Source organism: Lactiplantibacillus sp. DA1 (assembly GCF_032681335.1).
Classification (GTDB): domain Bacteria; phylum Bacillota; class Bacilli; order Lactobacillales; family Lactobacillaceae; genus Lactiplantibacillus.
The window spans coordinates 26,819-44,229 of the sequence record NZ_JAWHTQ010000008.1 but is presented as its reverse complement, the minus strand read 5'-3'; the positions used below and the strand labels follow the sequence as shown (position 1 = coordinate 44,229).

Here is a 17,411-nt window from a genome sequence, read left to right as displayed (position 1 = left end):
GTGTCACCCCCGCTGGTTTACCAGCGCCGCGATGAACGTGTGTTAACCATTTTCGGATGGCTGACACACGTTTTTTTGTGTCAAATAAAAACGGGAGGTTGACTGATTATTACTACTATCAGTCAACCTCCCGTTTATTTATTACTAAAAATATTAATCTTCTTCATCCATGGCAGCTACTGATTCGGTATTAGCAGTTGCGCGTTGCATTTTTCCAAGCACACCGCGGGCGATTGGGCCGACAATGATGAGCTGAAGTGGTAATGCAACAATCAAATTAAAAATCCAAGTGTGACCGTAAGTCGCTAAGACGTGACTTCCAGCCAATTCACCTTCCACTGCAATCCCGAAGAGGGACATGCAAGTGACCATGCCAAGGACCATCAAAACGGAAATGGTAATTCCAATCAGGACGACCCGTTTGCGCATGTAATCATTAATGATATATTTGAAAGCTAATCGTTTGGCAATTGGTCCCACGACCAATAAGTCTAAAATGATTGCAACGACTAAACCGAGTGGGTAGCCACTAAGGATTGCCATTACTAACCCGTTACTGAAGCCTTGAGCAAGGGTAACGTTGTAGGCGGTCATCACAAAAACCATCAGACCAGCCATGATGGCGGTAAAGACAACTTCTTCTTTTAAATTACGTGGCATTCTATTAACACACTCCTAATTTTAGTATCGGTTGATTACTATAGCATGTGAAGGCCGGTTTACATAAGTAACAATTTGATGACAAATTATGAACCGGTTACATTGTGAGATAACTTAAATCTAATCAAATAGTTAAAATTAAATCCAAAACAGGTAAACGTTGGTAAAGTTAGGCAACATAGCGTATGCTGTAGTTAGCATCAGACAATTAATCTTTGGGGAGTTGATTATCTTGAAAAAAATATTAGTTAGTTCAGCCGTGATTGCTGGAATCATTGCGCTGGGGGGCGGCTATTACTTAGAAGCTGACCATCAGTCTAACCAGTCGCAGGTTAGTGAAACTCAGTCGGTCGTGTCAAAGACTAAAGCTAACAAAGACACGTCATCTTCAGCGACGACAACTAAGAAATCAGCCGCGGCTAAATCATCGTCAGTTAAGTCATCGTCAACAGTTGCCAGTTCTGTTGCCGAATCACAAGCCGCAACTAGCACGAATAGTCGTCAGGATAATAACAATGTAACCGCCTCCGACCAATCACAAGCTAGTTCAAATCAGACGAGCACGACGACAACGGCTGGTCAGGCTGCGACTAGCCAACAGCCGGCGACGAGTAGTAGTCAGGTGGTTAATTCACGTCATTTAACAACTAGTCAAATCAATGATTGGGCTTGGCAGCAGGTTGCCAAGGACTATCAACAAACGGCAGTTAAGAAGCAAGACTTTGTATTCAATCAATATCAGAACGGTGGTTTAGTCTACGTGGAGGTCTATGAGAATCAAAACGCCGATGTCGCCCATTTAGCCGGTCGTTTCCGCGTTAACGCTCAAGGACAATTAGAACAACAACAATTAGCTCAGGGCGATGTTTGGCAAGTCGTTGCAACGCAACCTTAATTAATAAGAATAATTGTCCAAACGGATTATTAATAAGTATTACCAGTTAGGTGTTCAGGATTTTTATATTTTGAACATCTAATTTTTAGTCGTGATCAGCACTAGTAATTGGCAGAAAATCAAGGTGTTGAGCACACCGAGCCCGCTTGGTGGCTCAATAGTTTGATTATTAATAATTAATTAGTAGGCCTTCACCGGGTAATGTTAAATCTGTAACCGCCTTCTTGCTCATTGGGGCAAAATACGGCATACTAGATTATAGCGAATAAAGGTTGGTGGATGGATTATGGCAAAAGAAAAACATGAAATTTACGATGAAAAAGATAAGCGGCTGGGACGGTTAATTCTTAAAATTATGGGGATTGTTGCCATTGTCACTGGTTTAGTGGGGCCGTTTATTTTTTTATTGAATACTAACTGGGGGCGCGAGCTCGGGACATTAGCGGTTATTTGCGGAGGCGTCGCCATTTGTTTTGGTCCTAAGGGTCGAACTGCTGGGGGCCAGTGGTTGGCCTTACTAAAGACACTTGGCCTGGGTATTCTAATTTTGGTTTACTTTGCTATCGTCCAAAAATTTTTAGGATAAGTGATGTTAATAAACAATTGGTTAGTTTAATGGCGGTGTGTCGCTTAGTTGACAGACCGCTTTTTTAGTTAATCTTTGGCTAGTGTTGATTTTGGGACTTGCACGAATTTTATTATGAGAGTAAGATGAAAATATCATTAAATAACATGTTGATGAGAAGAGTAATTGGGTCACGCCTTTAACAGGGAGCCGTGGTGAGTGTAAAGCGGTAAGGTTACGCCCAATGAAGATGAACTCGGAATGCCCAGCAGCGGTTACAAGGCTGCACTGGCGGGACTGGCCGATATTCCAGTAAGTTAGAACATAACTTGATGAGTTTGGCGGGGTGACCCGTGATTGAACTTGGGTGGTAACACGCAACCGGCGTCCCTTGGAGATGGCGGTTTTTTTGTGACTGCTTTTGCACAGTCACGACTGTTTAGCGGGTCGCATAATTTAGATAGGACGGGATTGAAAAATATGACAAAACAAACTGATGAGTTACATATTGAAACACGGTTAGCACAAGCTGGCAATCGGAGCGATGATGAGAAGACCGGGGCCATTTCAGCACCAATCTACCTGTCGACCGCATACCGGCATGCTGGTCTGGGACAATCGACGGGGTTTGACTATCCTCGTGAAGCCCAACCAACTCGCTGTATTTTGGAACAGGTGTTGGCGGAGATGGAGCACGGGGTTGCAGCGTATGCGCTAACCTCAGGGATGGCAGCCACTCAGCTTGTCTTCACGTTGTTTAATAGTGGTGACAAGATAATTGTATCTGATGATTTGTATGGTGGCTCATACCGTTTCTTTGACCTACTGCATGATCATTACCACTTGGATTTTGTTGTCTGGGATGGTCAAGATCAAGCAACGCTGGCAGCTTTGGCCGACGATCGGACCGTCGCCCTATGGTTAGAAACGCCATCCAATCCGACAATGAAAGTCATTGATATTACAGCCACGGCAACTACCGCCCACGCTCATAACCTTAAGTTGATTGTTGATAATACATTTTACACCCCTTTGATTCAAAAACCACTAGATTTAGGAGCGGACATTGTGGTTCATTCCGCAACCAAATATCTGGCCGGTCACAATGATATTTTAGCCGGAGCGGTCGTCGTTAAGTCACAGGCGGATGCTGAGACTCTCGAATTCAATCTGGTAACAACTGGGGCGGTTCTCGATCCTTTTGATGCTTGGTTGCTATTGCGGAGTTTGAAGACTTTGCCACTACGATTGCATCAACAGGAGATCAACGCCCAGAAACTGGTCACGGTGCTTCAAGCGGATGAACACGTTGAACGTGTTTTATATCCTGGACGTGGTGGGATGATTAGCTTTTATCTCGCCACTGGTACGGACGTTGATGATTTTTTACGGGCCCTCCGTGTCATTTCGTTTGCGGAAAGCCTTGGTGGTGTCGAAAGCTTGCTGACCGTTCCCGCAGTTCAAACACATGCGGATTTAACGGAAGAACAACGACAAGCAAAGGGGATCACCGCCAACTTATTGCGGCTGTCCGTTGGGATTGAGAATAGTGCCGATTTAGCAGCGGATCTCAAGCAAGCCCTAGTCCAAGCGACAAAATAAAGCAAAAGGCTTTACTTACTTTTAGTATGTGTTAAACTATAACTAACATAAAGATATTGGAGGCATTTTTCATGGCAACTGCAACTTTAAGCGACGAAGAAATTCGCGAACGTATCAAGACGGGTAAGCACATGTTATTCTTTACGGCGGACTGGTGCCCGGATTGCGCTTTCATTAAACCAGTGATGCCCCAAATCGAAGCGAAGTACGATCAATACGATTGGATCACGGTTGATCGTGATGCCAACATTGAAATCGCACAAGACATGGGTGTGATGGGAATTCCTAGTTTTGTTGGTATTGAAGATGGTCAAGAAATTGGTCGGTATGTTGACAAATTCCGTAAAACCCAAAAACAAGTTGAAGATTTCTTAGATACGCTTGAAAAGTAGTTTTGAAGGGCACGACGTTAGCTAGTGGCTAACCGTGTTAAAATGAGCCAACCCGAGTATGTCCATGGTGGTTAAGCTTTAACCACGATGGTCGCGTTTGGGTTGGTTTTCGTTTGGGCTTCTGCTACACTATTAACTATTAATTTTGGAAACGGTGATAAATATGACAACAAATTTATTTGAAGACGTGGTGGTACGGACGACCAAATTTGGTGACTTGCCAGTACTACACGTGTTTGCAGCTAGTCAAGCACAAACTAAATTACCAACGATCATCGATTATCATGGCTGGACAAATCAAACAGCGACTGAACTGGGCACGGCTTATCAGTTAGCACGCGTGGGCTTTCGAGTCATTCTTCCGACGGCATATTTACATGGCAGTCGAAATGATGGGACTGATCTCGATCGGCATCCTGAACATTTTTGGTCGATTGTTGGACATTCAGTTGCGGAATTTCCACAATTAGTCGCGGCCCTAGTCGCGGCTGGAATTAGTGATGCTAATAAAATCGGTGTCATGGGAACTTCGATGGGCGGTATTACCGCTGCCGGTATTATGGCAACGCAGCCCACGGTAGTTGCTGGTGTCTCGTTAATTGGTTCACCAGAACCGGTGGCCTTTGCAACCGATCAAGTTGCACAATTACCAGCGGCATTACAAGCTAAGCTCCCAGCAGAACTAATTGAACAAACTTATCAACAATTGGCGAAGTTTGACTTATCTGAACACCCCGAAGCACTGGCAGGACGACCAATGTTTTTTTTCAACGGTACGGCCGATCAAATGGTACCTTATCAGTATATTCGTGATTTTAAGCACCGTTTTAAAGATGAGCCAGCCCTGAAGGCAACTGTCTTTAAACGCGCTGAAGGTGGCGTTCACCACGTACCTCACAAGATTCAAGAAGCTGCTGTCGCCTTCTTGGAGACCAACATTCTTGAATAATGCACACAGCACCCACACTGTTCATAAAACTGAACAGCATGGGTGCTTTTTATTGTCATTAATACCATAACCGTCGGACACTATGATAGCCTAAATCGCCTAAAAGTAGTGGTTCTGACAGTAACATTAGACAGCCGCGTTCCAGTAAGAAAATCGCGAGATTCATCTCATCATCCCAGCGCGCGACTCGTTCGTTGAGCCGGCAGTTGTATCTTGAGCTTGCCTTTAGAGCCAGTGAATTCATTTTAAGGGGGTTGTGGCGCAAGCGGGGAATCCGGGTGAGGAGCCAGGGATAGGCCAACAGGTCGGAACTGATCAGCCAATAAACGGGGAGACTAAAGGTCAGTTGCCACTGTCCGGTCGGTTTCGCGGTAAGCGCATAGTACGTCATTATTAAAACGGGGAATGCTGACAGTTCGGCAGTCAGCATATTAATCACTTTGTCTTTCATCATTATTTCACCTTGCCGATTGGTTAGATTAAACCGATGGATAAGCGTTCAATGTTTTCGAGAACAGCGGCAGGTTAACACGATTTCGGACCAGTGTCAGGTCATTGAATTTGGTTAGTTAAGACAATATTTATAAAATAATAATTGTTTACAATTGAATTTTGAACAATTTAGATGTATTCTGATAACTGTAAATGAAAACGTATACAATAATTAAAAAAAGAAGGCATTTACTATGGCAAAGATGATTGAAGCGTCTGTTGCAATGTTAAAAGTTATTGAAGCTTGGGATGTTAAAAAGATTTACGGCTATGCTGGTGGATCGTTTAACTCAACCATGCACGCGTTGGATGTTGAGCAAGAACGGCTCCAATATGTGCAGGTACGTCACGAACAAGTGGGGGCCCTCGCTGCGGCAGCGGATGCGAAGTTGACAGGCCAAATCGGGGTTGCCTTTGGTTCAGCCGGTCCTGGTGCCGTTAACTTACTCAATGGGTTGTATGATGCTAAGGAAGATCACGTGCCCGTGCTTGCCTTGGTAGGCCAAGTTGCTCACACCAATATGAACTATGATTATTTCCAAGAATTTGCTGAAGAACCGATTTTCAGTGATGTGGCGGTCTTCAATCGGACCGTCATGACACCAGAAAGCTTACCATACGTCGTCGATAAGGCCATTCGGACGGCTTACCGTGAGAATGGGGTTGCGGTGGTGACAATTCCTAATGATTTTGGATATGTTGAAATTCCTGATCTTAATTACGATTCAGCAAGTGTCCCAGCTAAACTGACCGGCATTCCTACTATTGATGATGAACAAGTTAAGACGGTGTTAACGATGATCAAGAACGCCAAGTACCCCGTCTTCCACGTTGGTCAAGGGACGCGTGGTGCAACCGAGGACATGATGGCGTTAGCGGAGCGTCTGCAAGTACCGATTATTATCACTGGGTTAGCCAAGGGCGTCATTCCTGATAGTTTTGATGGTAATATGGGAAGCGCTTATCGGGCAGCCTCGAAAGCGGCGGATGAACTGATGGGGATTACCGATTTGGTCGTTTCAGTTGGCGCGGATTATTCGTTCGCACAGATTATGTACACGACTCACGACTTCAAATATGTGCAAATTGAACTGGATCCTGGCAAGTTTGGTCGGCACCATCATTTGGATTTCGGGGTTAATGGCGATGCTAAAGTCTTCATCAAACGGGCCTTGGCATTAAGTGAACCAGCGTCACCGTCGCCATACTACCAAGCAGCTAAAGCAGATATGGCTGACTGGAAACAGTATTTGAAGAAGCTGAGTGAACGGACGACCGATCCACTTGAATACGAACAAGTCTACCAAGAAATTAACCGGGTCGCTGCCGATGATGCAGTTTTCTCAATGGATGTTGGCGACAATACGATTAATAGTTTCCGTTTCCTAAAGATGAATCCCAAGCAAAAATTATTGACTTCAGCACTATTTGCCACGATGGGTGCCGGCGTTCCCGGTGCGATTGCGGCGAAGATGAGTTATCCTGATCGGCAAGCCTTCAACATTGCTGGCGACGGGGCCTTCTCAATGGTCATGCAAGACTTATTGACCGAAGTTAAGTATCACTTACCAATCTTTAATATTGTTACGTCTAACCAAACGTTGAACTTTATTAAATCAGAACAAGAAGATGTGCCACAACCATATTATGGTATCGACTTGATTGATGCTGATTTTGCTAAGATAGCTGAAGGAATGGGCGTCAAAGGTATCCGTGTTGAACATTTTGATCAACTGCACGCAGCCTTCGAAACTGCGATGACCGAATTAAAGGCCGGTCGTCCGGTCTTAATTGATGCCAAGATTACGGACAAACGGGGGTTACCAGTTGAAATCCTTGATGTTGATCCAGCCAAGACATCGGATGCTTCTGTCAGTGCCTTCAAAGAAAAATATGACGCGAACGAATTGAAACCACTAACCAGTTATTTCAAGGAGTTCAACGTCGAATAGTCAGTGTGAACGAGCCTGCAATCAATTGATTGCAGGCTTTTTTGTTCACGGATAGGTCAGGAATCATTGTTAAAAGGTTCCGGTTAACTCGATTCCTGTTCGTCAGCCGGTGCGCGTCCTATGCCGACCTCCGGGGCTGGGTGCCAATTGCTGGAACGCAGCCGACGTCGATTTGAGCTAACGCACAACCCGCGTCATCTCAAATACGAGTCTTATTCTAAGCCGGAAGCAGCCCACTTCCAGCTAAGAATAATTTGGCTACTGAGCATTGTCACCCAGCCCCTCCAGTCGGGAAGCTGCTCGAATGGCTGATGAACAGCCACTTAACTTGGTACAATTAGTCGCTGACTATTTTTTATTGGAACTTTTAGTGAAATATCAGTGTGTATTCTCTACTTTGTCGAAATATTCAACTATTACTACGGTAATTCAGAAATGGTAAGTTATCACAATAGCATCTTCAACCTGACAGTTAATTGACAAATTACTGTTTGTAAAAAACAATGACAAGTCCAGCAAAAGTTCGGAACGCACGTGTCAGCCATTCGAACACTGTCCCGACTGGAAGGCGTTTCGGTCAATGCTCAGCGGTGAAATTCCACTTAGCAAGCGTCCTTGGCTTGGTTAGTGGAAGACCAGTATTTAAGACGTGGGTTGCGGCTTAAATCTGTGTCCACCGCGTTCCAGCAATTGACGGAAATGCCTGGAAGTCGGCGTAGGACGCGTTTAACCAAGCATGTTTACGCTGATTCGAACTTTTTCCAGCGGGCCTAAGCTGGTTGCTTTTGATCTTAAACCGGAACCTTTTAACAATATTTCGTGCAGAAAAGGCTTGGTATCATGTGGATATAATTTTAGGGCGTCATTCTGCTTGGTCTGGGAGTTTTAAAAGCGGATAATGAAGTTAATTCTAGGGGGAGTGATGAGGATGAAGCGACGGTTAATTGCAGCGCCTACGGGTCTTTTATTGGTGGGGTGGTTGATTGGCTGGGGCTTGCAAGCAATGCACCAACCGATGGGGACGGCTTGGACGGCCTACGCGTTTACGTTACTGATCTTATATACAATTTTGGCGACGTTTATCACTAGTATGGCGGATGCCTATCAGGGAAAGCATGGTCGAACAGTACCGGAAAAACAATTTTACTGGTATATGTGTACGTTATCAGTCATTTTGACAATTTTAGCGATTTATTGGATGGCACACAATTAGGGGGATTAATGCTAATGCAAGATGAAAGTGATTGGTTAATGCGGCAGTTACATGCGTTCGCAACGGGGTTAGGGTACACGCTTAGTCGTCATAAGGGAGGCACAACTGAGGTGGTGTTTCCGCAAGATCAAGATCAGCCGTTGCCACATCAAGTCGAATTGGCACAACTAATTGACAGAAAGGCTTATGCTCAAGCCGCTCAGCGGTTGTTAGCGTTGCAGTTCGCAATGACGGAAGCTGAATTCTTGCAGCTCGGAATTTGGCTTTATGCAACGCTTAATCAATTTGACGACCAAAGTCTCGCTGCCGGGGGAATTTCACGAACATCGTTGGTGGCGGGATTAGAACAACTGCAACAATTGAAAATGTGATGCTAAGATTTAAGCAACTTACGAATGAATTTGGCAAAAAAGGGATTCAGCTATAACGGAAAAATTAAAAGTCGTGCTCTCAGAATTTAATCCTGAAAGCACGACTTTTAATTTAACGCGTGTTCAATTATCGGACCACATAGACTTGATCGTGAATCAGATCGAATGGTCGGAAATGAGCATTTAACTTGGTAACGGCCTCGTTATCCTGATAATTAGCGTGGTCCCAAAATTGTTTGGAACCCGTGGCACCGTATTTTTCGCCAATGACGATCAATGGGATATCGTAAGGACTTTGCCGCATAGCTTGTAACAAGTCCCAATCAATAGTCAATTTGTCCGGTGACCAGGCCATAATGACGTATTTAATAGTTGCGGCGTACTTATTGAAGGCACTGACGGCATCCAACGCTTCAATCGTCGTGACTGGGTGGCGTCCCGTCTGATTGCCAGTTTCGTGTGTCCAATCCTTTGAATCCGTGGTATAAATTGGCTGACCAGGATGGAGACGTTTGAGGCCCTTGGAAATGTAGCCGTTACCGGCCATGACTTCCAGAACTGGCGCGCTGCCAGTGAAGTCAGCTAGGTCTTTCAGGAATGGCGCACTGATGTAGGCCCACATCCCATACTGATCTTCGATATAGTCTCGAAAGTTGCGTAGAAGTTGGTCAACTTTTGGGAGAGCGGCTGATAGTTGATTCCAAGCCGCATCACCAGCAGGATCACCCATGGCATATTGCTGATTGATGCGCTCAAAGAGATGGTCCTGAAAATCATCAGGGACTTCTAAGACTGGCAATTGTTGGGGAGCTAAGCCGGCTGCCAGCAAGCGGTCACTTTCCAAGACATTATTGATCAGTACTAGAATTTGGGGATCATCCTTAAATAAGTCGCGGTACTTCATCAACTGTTGAATATACGGGGCACCGGCTTGCTTTTTGACCCGCTTTTTTAATTGTTTTAACTTCTTGGGATTCATAAAAAACTCCTAGTCATCAAAGTGTAAGTCTAATTCTTCTTGGCCGGTCACATCCGTTGAAACCCGATGCTGGCGGCCATGTAAGTAACCATCCATCAACTGAAACAGTTCATAACGGTCTTCACTGGATAATTGTTCTTGATTAAATGTCAGCGGCTTGCCCGATAAAAAGATGCGGCCGAGGTCATACTCTTCTTGATCTGATTTGCCTGACAAGTAATCGGTCGTGACGTTAAAAAACTCGGCTAATTTACGAACTTCTAGGTAGGACGGGGTCCGTAAGTCCCGTTCCCAGTTACCAATTTGAGCGGCGGTATTTTGGCGAGTTGCTTTGTCAGCGGTCGGCATTTGATTGAGGGCCGCCGCGAGTTGAGCAAGGGTCATTTTTTGCCCCCGACGTAGTGCTCTTAAACGTTCTGGAAACATGTGCTCACTTCCATTCCTTAGATTAACGGTGCGGATAACGCCATGAATTCATCGATGTCCCGCTTGATCAAAGCTACACCAGCTTGCCAGAAGGCTGGTTTGGTCAGATCAACACCGAGGTGTTTGGCAGCTAGGGCTTCGGTCGACATGTTGGCGGTGTCTCGCAATAGGGCAATGTAGCGGTCTTCAAAGTCCAATTGTGTTTTAGCTTGAGCATAGATACCGAGACTGAAAAGGTAGCCAAATGTGTATGGAAAGTTATAAAACGGGACGTCGTCAATGTAAAAGTGCAACTTGCTAGCCCAAAACATCGGGTGGTAAGTATTTAAGGCATTACCATAGGCGTCTTTTTGGGCGGTTAGCATCAAATCTGACAAGGCATCAGGAGTGACGATCCCGTGCTGACGGGCGGTATAGAAGCGTGTCTCAAACAAGAAGCGGGCTCGAATATCAAGGAACATAGCTAACGGATTTTGCATTTTAGCATCCAATAAAGTTAATTTGGTTTTGGCATCATCGGCCGCTTTGACACTGGCGTCAGCGACAATCAGTTCGGCGAATGTTGAGGCGGTTTCGGCCACGTTCATCGCGTAATCTTGACGCCAAAGTGGTAGATCTTGAATGACGCTGCCATGAAAGGCGTGCCCTAATTCGTGGGCGAGGGTGGCTGTGTCATTAGGTGAACCCGTAAACGTCATGAAAATTCGGGATTCGTGGGTCTCTGGTAGATTTTCCATATAGCCACCGGGTCGCTTATTAGGGCGATTCTCAGCTTCGACCCAACGATGTTCAAGGGCGTGTTGGGCTAAAGCGCCCATCTTTGGACTAAATTGGCGAAAGTTGTTAATGACAAAGTCGGCAGCTTGGTTGTAAGTTTGGCTAGGAAGCTGTCCCAAGGTTAATGGGGCTTCAATATCTTGCCAATCTAGTTGATCTTTACCGAGTAACTGGGCCTTACGCTTCAGGTAACTTAGTAAAATGTCCTTGCTGTCAGCGACAACTTGGTACATTGTGTCTAGTGTCGCTTGACTCATACGGTTGAGTTCTAGTGGCTTTTGTAGGAAGTTCGTGGTACCATGCGCACGGTAATTGGCAAGTCGGAAGCCCGCCAAGTGGTTCAACGTATCAGCAAAGGGAGCGGCGTGAGTTTGCCAAGCGTGCTCCCAGTTGCGCATTAATTCGGCGCGTTGGGCGTTCGGCATGGCGGCCGCTAACATGTTTTGGGCTTGCCCCGCGGACAGTTGGTGGGTTACGCCATTCTCATCGGTATATGGCACTTGAATTTGACTAACTAACGTGTCGTAGTGGTCACTCCAACCCTGAAAACCATCGAGTGCTAAGTCGTTGATTAGGGCTTCAGTGTCGTCATCTAGGAGTGCTAAGCCTTGCTGACGCATTTCGGTTAAGTTAAAGGCGATGGCTTGTAGTGCCGGTTGTTGCACGAGCGTGTCAAAGGTGGCTTGATCTAACTTAACGAGCTGCTTCTTGAAGCGGGTTAATAAATTGTTTAACTGATTATCAAGTTGATAAATTTGGTTCAGTAGTGGGGCGGCTTTGGTGTCGTCCGCATGTGCGGATTGATAAGCAACCACGAAAACGGTAGCTTGGTCAATACCGGCTTGAATGGCTTGCAGACTGTTGACGAGTTGGGTAAACCAGTCGGCGTCTGGTGTGTCAGCGGCAGCGCGCCAGTGAACTAAGGTGTCTGCTGTCGTGGTCAACTGTTGTTTAATCGTGGACATTTTGGCAGTCAGTGCTGGGGAATCAATGCCACCAGCAAAGATACTGTCCAAATCCCACGTTTCGGAATAGTGCATAAAATAAAGCCCTCCTCAATATGGTCTAGTTATCTTTAATTATAACGGTTATTATGAAGGAGTGGCGAAATTTTCCCGCTTGAAACGGATTTTTATGAAATCAAGGAGTGAGACATAATGAAGAAATGGTGGATCACGCTGGGGGTGCTTGTTGTCCTAGTGGTGGGGACTTTGATCGGTGCCAGTAGTTATTTTTATCATGTGGCGATTGCGCGTGGTGACAAAGCGTTTGTTACGCAAAGCACCAAATTATCGAAAAAAAGTTCGGTTTATCACCAAAAGTATTGGTATTTACATGCACGTAAACAGACGTGGACTATTGAATCAAGCGATCACTTACGTTTGGTTGCTTGGTATCTTCCCGCTAAGCAGTCTAAGAAGACCGTCATTTTGGCGCACGGTTTTGCTGGTAATAAGTCATTAATGGGGGCGTGGGCTGGGATGTATCACGAACTCGGTTATAATGTCTTAGTTCCTGATTCCCGAGCAAGTGGTGCAAGCCAGGGAAAAGCGGTCGGCTACGGCTGGCTGGAGCGCCGCGACGACTTGCAGTGGGCCAAAACCGTCGTACATAAAACGGCCACAACTCAAATCGTGATGAGCGGTATCAGTATGGGCGCAGCTGGGATGACAATGGCCAGTGGTGAACAACAGCTTCCACAGATCAAAGCGTACGTCGTCGATAGTCCCGTTTACGAGTGCCAATGCGATTATTAGTTATCAAGCGGGGCAGTTGTACCACTTGCCAGCATTTCCGCTAGTCAATGTGACCAGTCTAATTACGAAGTTGCGCGCTGGTTATAGCTTCAAAGAGGCGGATGCAGTCGCACAGATTCGTAAAAACCACTTGCCTATCATGATTATCAGCGGTACCCGGGATGATTTTGTCCCGACTAGCATGGGCAAGACGCTGTACCGCAATGCTCACCAACCCAAGTCTTTATGGTTGGTGAAGGGAGCCGGCCACACCACGGCCATTACTCAGAATTACCAACGTTACAAGCGTCACGTCGCCGCATTCTTGGAACAATACGTACAGTAATGTTAGCTTGCTTGAATTAGCACTGATTTGTCATGAATCGTAATATTAAGAGGCTAACTTTCAAGGTCAAAAGCAGCCAGCTATGGACCACTGGAAGAAGTGCGAGTTAGCGTAACCTTGCTTAGTTAGTTCGTCCTACGCCGACTTCCAGGCATTTCTGCCAATTGCCGGAACGTGGTGAGCACAGATTTGAGCCGAAAAACCACGTCTCAAATACTAGCCTTTCACTAACCAAGCACAGGACGCTTGCTAAGTGAAATTTCACCACTGGGCATTGTCAGAAACGCCTTCCAGTCGGGAGAGTATTCGAATGGCGGACAGGGATATACCCAACTTTTGCTGGATTTGTCGTTGCTTTTCATAAACGGTAATTTTCTCAATCAACATAGTAATAATTGACCGTCTAGACAAAGCGGTTACTGTAACCTTAAATTTTCGTTGGAGGTTCCTTTGCCAAAATAGCCAACGACAGATTGTACCGAGTTCAGTGGCCGTTCATCAGCCATTCGAGCGGCTTACCGACTGGAGGGGCTGGGTGACAATGCTTAGTAGCCAAATTATTCTTAGTCGGAAGTGGGTTGCTTTCGGCTTACGTTCCAGCAATTGTCACCCAGCCCCGGAGGTCGGAATCGGACGATCATTGCTGACGAACAGGAATCAAACAAACGGCCTCTTAATATCACAAAAACTCCCAAATCGATTCGATCTGGGAGTTTTTGTGATATTAAGATAATTATGCCCGGTATGGGACCTGGCAAGGTACATCGACGCCATCTTTGAGTGTGATCAGGTATAACTGGTCAAGTACGGCGGGGTCTTGTGAATGACGAGCCCCCCAAGTAGTTAGCAACTGGTTTAGGCGGCTAGCGACTTGATGGTGGTCCGCAACACAGTCTAAGTCTTGTGCGGCCTTAGCTAAGGCTTGTTGTAATTCGGGAATTGCGCGTACTTCGGGGTCACTATAAGCGACATCGATGGCGCGAATTAGCGCAATGGCGTTTTCGTTTTTTAACATGCTACCATCCCTCTCCTGTGATGTGGCGAACTTAGTCCACGTCCTAATTTAAGTATAGCGCTCCTAAATTGAGATTCAAGTTACAAATGTAACCGCTATCACAAGTAACGGTAGGTCATTATTGTACTTTTGGTATCAGCTGTGTTATATTGTAATAGAAAAATAGAACACTAAGGAGGCCGTTAAATTGAAATTTGATGACAAGGTTCCGATTTATTATCAAATCAAACAGTATATTTATCATAAAATGATTGACGGAACGTTACCACCAGGGGCAAAGTTGCCCGCAGTCCGGCAGCTTGCGTTGGACTTGACGGTTAATGTTAATACAGTTCAGCGGGCACTCAGTGAGATGATTACGGAAGGCACTCTGACGTCCCAACGAGGTAAGGGGAATTTCGTAACGGAAGATCAGGCGCATATTATGCAATTGAGGACTACACTGGTGAACGAGCAATTAGCATTAGCGTACGACCAATTGCACGCACTAAATTTAAGTGACGCCGAAATCGTGGCGAGTCTGCAACAATACATTGCCCAACGAGAGGAGCACAATCATGACAGCATTGACGATTAAGGATTTACGATATAAACATAATCAACGAATGATTTTACAAAATGTTCAATTAACCCTGGCGCCCAGCAAGATTGTCGGTTTATTAGGTGAAAACGGGGCGGGTAAAACGACCTTGATGCGACTAATTACGGGTAGTGCCAAGGGTCAGGGCAGTATTGTGATCAATGGCGCGACAACTGCCGTAGCCCGTAAGCAGCAGGTAAGTTTCACGGATCATTTGACTGGTTTTAGTGCCGGTATGAAATTACAACAAATCGCGCAATTTTATCAACTTGTTTATCCTGATTTTGACGCCAAACGCTATCAAGAGCTGGTTGACTTTCTGGAACTCAACCAACAACAAAAATTGGGTGAGTTGTCTAAGGGGACCCGCGAGAAATTAATCATTGCGCTGACCCTGAGTCGCAAAGTGGCTTTGTACTTATTAGATGAACCGTTTAGTGGGATCGACAGTATGAGCCGCAAAAAAATTATTAACAGTATTATCAAGTGGACGCCTGCCGAAGCGACATTATTGATTAGTGATCATTATGTCACTGAAATCGCGCCGATTCTTGATGAAATCGTGGTCGTTAAGGACCAAACAATTGTTGTTCATCAGGGTGCAGATGAGATTCGCGACGAACATGGCATGGAACTTGAAGATTATTATGAGAGCTTATATATGGGAGGTGTGACGGATGACAAGTAGTTGGTCACTATTTAAGGCCCTCAGTTGGCCACGCTTTAAGCAAATGAGTTTATTGATTGGTATCGAAGCTTTGGCGGTGATTGTCACTAGTTTGTGGACTGCCATCAAAGGAAACTTCACAGCTGCCACATTATTCTATAATTTATGTGCTTGGATGGCGTTACCTTTAATCGTTGGGTTTATCTTATTGGCAGTTTCAAATGAAAAATTCTTCCGGGCGGGGACGTTCTGGTTATTGCCAATTAGCGATTGGCGACGCTATACGATTAATTTAGTCGTTTCGTTGGTTGATATTGTTTATGTTTGGTTGGTCCAAGTGATTTTATTCTGCTTAACTCTGTGGATTGGTTGGAATGAACTGATGGGAGGCTTAACATCAGCGTCGCTGTTCTTTAGCCAGTTTGATGCGGGTAGTGCCGTGCAGTTCGCACTCGGAACGTTGCTAGTCTTAGTTCTTGTGACGATTCTGATTTGGAGCACGATAACGCTTTGCCATTTTGTTACGAATGCGACCAAGGGCTTTTTACCACGATTTCGGCAACGGTTCGTCAATGTGATTATCACGGTGGTGGTCATTTACGTAGCTTTCCGCTTAGCTAATTTGTTGATTAGCATGGTCAGCTTTCTCTCCAGTCAGCTAGTCAACCAGGGACAAATCGATTCTTTATGGGTCGGTAGTCTCGTCATGTTGGCAGTTATCTTAGTTGAAGGTGTGTTGAATACCTTGATGTTGCAAAAATGGGTTGAGCCAACCTTGAATTAATTTAGTAATCCTAAAAAATCACTCATTCGTATTGAATGAGTGATTTTTATTGCGCATTTTTTAAACGATGGTTGCACCTAAGCTGTTTTTGAAGTGACGCAACGCCCATTCGTGATCAGCGGCGTCAAAACTAGCAACGGCATCCTGATGAATGACGAGTTGGTAACCCAAATTATAGGCGTCAACAGCCGTGTGAAGGACACAAATGTCGGTACAAACACCGACTAAGTGCAGGGTGTCAACATGGCGTTCTCGCAGACGTAAATCCAAATCAGTACCCGCAAATGAACTGTAACGCGTCTTGTCGAATGCCCAAACATTATCGGCGGCTTGATGATCAGCGTACCAATCTTTGAGTGGCCCATAGAGTTCACGACCCCAAGTACCCCGAACATTATGAGGTGGAAACAACTTGCTTTCGGGATGGTAAGGATCATGCGGGGTATGGACATCGGTTGGCAGTAAGACCCAGTCGCTTGCCGTAGCCATTTGGTTGGCGAGTTTGACGATCGTTGGTGCGAGCGCTTGGCCGGGTTGCCCACAAGTGAGTGCCCCGCCGTCAGCCACAAAATCATTCGTATAATCAATAATCAGTAAGGCTTGGTGACTTGCCATAATAAAGGCCTCCAATATTAGGTTTGAGATTGGTTTTACTGTAAACAACTCTGATGGGACTGTCAATTGTTTAACTAGCGTTGGATTGACTAAATAATTATATTAATGAGATTTGGAGCTATAAGGACAGCAGCTTGCTGAAAGTCTTTTCTGAACAATAAAATATTAATAATATTTTGTGGCCGACCAAGGCGCCAGGTATCGGGCGTTAATATAAATAATTGCGAATGGCGACTTATTAGCCGGCGTTCTGTTTGCTAATTGCTGATTTTTGCCCCAAATTGGCACAGTAGCCGCCGTCCTGTTTTCCCAATCGTTAAACTGAGATTGGGTTATTGTCAGTTAAATATAAAAAGTCTAGCCAGCGTGTTGAGTTCGACAACATACTGGCTAGA

General features: G+C 45.3%; 18 protein-coding genes and 1 pseudogene. 12 read left to right on the top strand and 7 right to left on the bottom strand.

The features are described from left to right. Positions 1–153: 153 nt before the first annotated feature. Complete coding sequence (locus RXV91_RS12790; protein ID WP_316440175.1) at positions 154–660, bottom strand: DUF2798 domain-containing protein; 507 nt, start codon at positions 658–660, stop codon at positions 154–156. A gap of 232 nt (positions 661–892) precedes the next feature. Here RXV91_RS12790 and RXV91_RS12785 point away from each other — a divergent pair, with 232 nt between their 5' ends. The 5 genes from RXV91_RS12785 (at position 893) to RXV91_RS12765 (ending at position 5,063) form a co-directional block, all read left to right on the top strand. After that, positions 893–1,555 (top strand): hypothetical protein, encoded by a 663-nt coding sequence (locus tag RXV91_RS12785; RefSeq protein ID WP_316440174.1) that lies wholly within the window; start codon positions 893–895, stop codon positions 1,553–1,555. A 286-nt stretch (positions 1,556–1,841) separates the two neighbouring features. Beyond that, positions 1,842–2,141: a hypothetical protein gene (locus RXV91_RS12780; RefSeq protein ID WP_316440173.1), complete on the top strand. Its 300-nt coding sequence runs from the start codon at positions 1,842–1,844 to the stop codon at positions 2,139–2,141. A 459-nt stretch (positions 2,142–2,600) separates the two neighbouring features. Further along, the gene (locus RXV91_RS12775) at positions 2,601–3,722 is read left to right on the top strand and encodes a PLP-dependent transferase (protein ID WP_316440172.1); all 1,122 of its coding nucleotides are present in this window, start codon (positions 2,601–2,603) and stop codon (positions 3,720–3,722) included. A gap of 71 nt (positions 3,723–3,793) precedes the next feature. Further along, positions 3,794–4,114, top strand: a complete 321-nt coding sequence (locus tag RXV91_RS12770) for a thioredoxin family protein (RefSeq protein ID WP_003642657.1) — start codon at positions 3,794–3,796, stop codon at positions 4,112–4,114. Positions 4,115–4,277: 163 nt separating this feature from the next. Then, the gene (locus tag RXV91_RS12765) at positions 4,278–5,063 is read left to right on the top strand and encodes an alpha/beta fold hydrolase (RefSeq protein WP_316440171.1); all 786 of its coding nucleotides are present in this window, start codon (positions 4,278–4,280) and stop codon (positions 5,061–5,063) included. A gap of 58 nt (positions 5,064–5,121) precedes the next feature. Here the strand turns inward: RXV91_RS12765 and RXV91_RS12760 are convergent, their stop codons facing one another. Continuing rightward, positions 5,122–5,517, bottom strand: a complete 396-nt coding sequence (locus tag RXV91_RS12760) for a hypothetical protein (RefSeq protein ID WP_316440170.1) — start codon at positions 5,515–5,517, stop codon at positions 5,122–5,124. A 232-nt stretch (positions 5,518–5,749) separates the two neighbouring features. On the opposite strand from RXV91_RS12760, the gene spxB reads away from it, so the two are divergent. From spxB to RXV91_RS12745, 3 genes are all read left to right on the top strand, one after another. Further along, entirely contained in the window at positions 5,750–7,507 is a 1,758-nt protein-coding gene (gene spxB, locus RXV91_RS12755; protein WP_316440169.1) for a pyruvate oxidase, read from the top strand. 898 nt (positions 7,508–8,405) lie between these two features. Then, positions 8,406–8,720, top strand: coding sequence for a LasU family protein (locus tag RXV91_RS12750; protein WP_027821859.1), 315 nt, complete (start codon positions 8,406–8,408; stop codon positions 8,718–8,720). Between the two features lie 14 nt (positions 8,721–8,734). Continuing rightward, positions 8,735–9,091 carry a DUF6483 family protein gene (locus RXV91_RS12745; protein ID WP_024002669.1) on the top strand — a complete coding sequence of 119 codons (357 nt, stop codon included), beginning with the start codon at positions 8,735–8,737 and terminating at the stop codon, positions 9,089–9,091. Between the two features lie 127 nt (positions 9,092–9,218). On the opposite strand, the gene RXV91_RS12740 is transcribed toward RXV91_RS12745, so the two are convergent. From RXV91_RS12740 to RXV91_RS12730, 3 genes are read right to left on the bottom strand one after another with little or no spacing between them, the layout of a single operon-like run. Further along, on the bottom strand, positions 9,219–10,070 hold the full coding sequence (locus tag RXV91_RS12740) for an SAM-dependent methyltransferase (RefSeq protein WP_316440168.1): 852 nt from the start codon (positions 10,068–10,070) through the stop codon (positions 9,219–9,221). 9 nt (positions 10,071–10,079) lie between these two features. After that, on the bottom strand, positions 10,080–10,496 hold the full coding sequence (locus tag RXV91_RS12735; RefSeq protein ID WP_316440167.1) for a helix-turn-helix transcriptional regulator: 417 nt from the start codon (positions 10,494–10,496) through the stop codon (positions 10,080–10,082). 17 nt (positions 10,497–10,513) lie between these two features. Further along, positions 10,514–12,313 carry a M3 family oligoendopeptidase gene (locus tag RXV91_RS12730; protein ID WP_316440166.1) on the bottom strand — a complete coding sequence of 600 codons (1,800 nt, stop codon included), beginning with the start codon at positions 12,311–12,313 and terminating at the stop codon, positions 10,514–10,516. Positions 12,314–12,430: 117 nt separating this feature from the next. Between RXV91_RS12730 and RXV91_RS12725 the strand changes: the two are divergent. Beyond that, a pseudogene (locus RXV91_RS12725) lies at positions 12,431–13,355 on the top strand (alpha/beta hydrolase). Between the two features lie 733 nt (positions 13,356–14,088). Here RXV91_RS12725 and RXV91_RS12720 read toward each other — a convergent pair. Then, positions 14,089–14,370: a bacteriocin immunity protein gene (locus RXV91_RS12720; protein WP_316440165.1), complete on the bottom strand. Its 282-nt coding sequence runs from the start codon at positions 14,368–14,370 to the stop codon at positions 14,089–14,091. A gap of 187 nt (positions 14,371–14,557) precedes the next feature. Here RXV91_RS12720 and RXV91_RS12715 point away from each other — a divergent pair, with 187 nt between their 5' ends. The 3 genes from RXV91_RS12715 to RXV91_RS12705 are packed head-to-tail and all read left to right on the top strand — an operon-like array spanning position 14,558 to position 16,401. Further along, positions 14,558–14,947: a GntR family transcriptional regulator gene (locus RXV91_RS12715; RefSeq protein WP_003642671.1), complete on the top strand. Its 390-nt coding sequence runs from the start codon at positions 14,558–14,560 to the stop codon at positions 14,945–14,947. Then, positions 14,928–15,638 (top strand): ABC transporter ATP-binding protein, encoded by a 711-nt coding sequence (locus RXV91_RS12710; protein ID WP_003642672.1) that lies wholly within the window; start codon positions 14,928–14,930, stop codon positions 15,636–15,638. The genes RXV91_RS12715 and RXV91_RS12710 overlap by 20 nt, the downstream gene beginning before the upstream one ends. Beyond that, positions 15,628–16,401 (top strand): ABC transporter permease, encoded by a 774-nt coding sequence (locus RXV91_RS12705; RefSeq protein WP_003642673.1) that lies wholly within the window; start codon positions 15,628–15,630, stop codon positions 16,399–16,401. Before RXV91_RS12710 ends, RXV91_RS12705 begins: the two co-directional genes overlap by 11 nt. A 60-nt stretch (positions 16,402–16,461) precedes the next feature. Here RXV91_RS12705 and RXV91_RS12700 read toward each other — a convergent pair whose 3' ends face one another. Beyond that, complete coding sequence (locus tag RXV91_RS12700) at positions 16,462–17,016, bottom strand: isochorismatase family cysteine hydrolase (protein WP_316440164.1); 555 nt, start codon at positions 17,014–17,016, stop codon at positions 16,462–16,464. Positions 17,017–17,411: the final 395 nt, after the last annotated feature.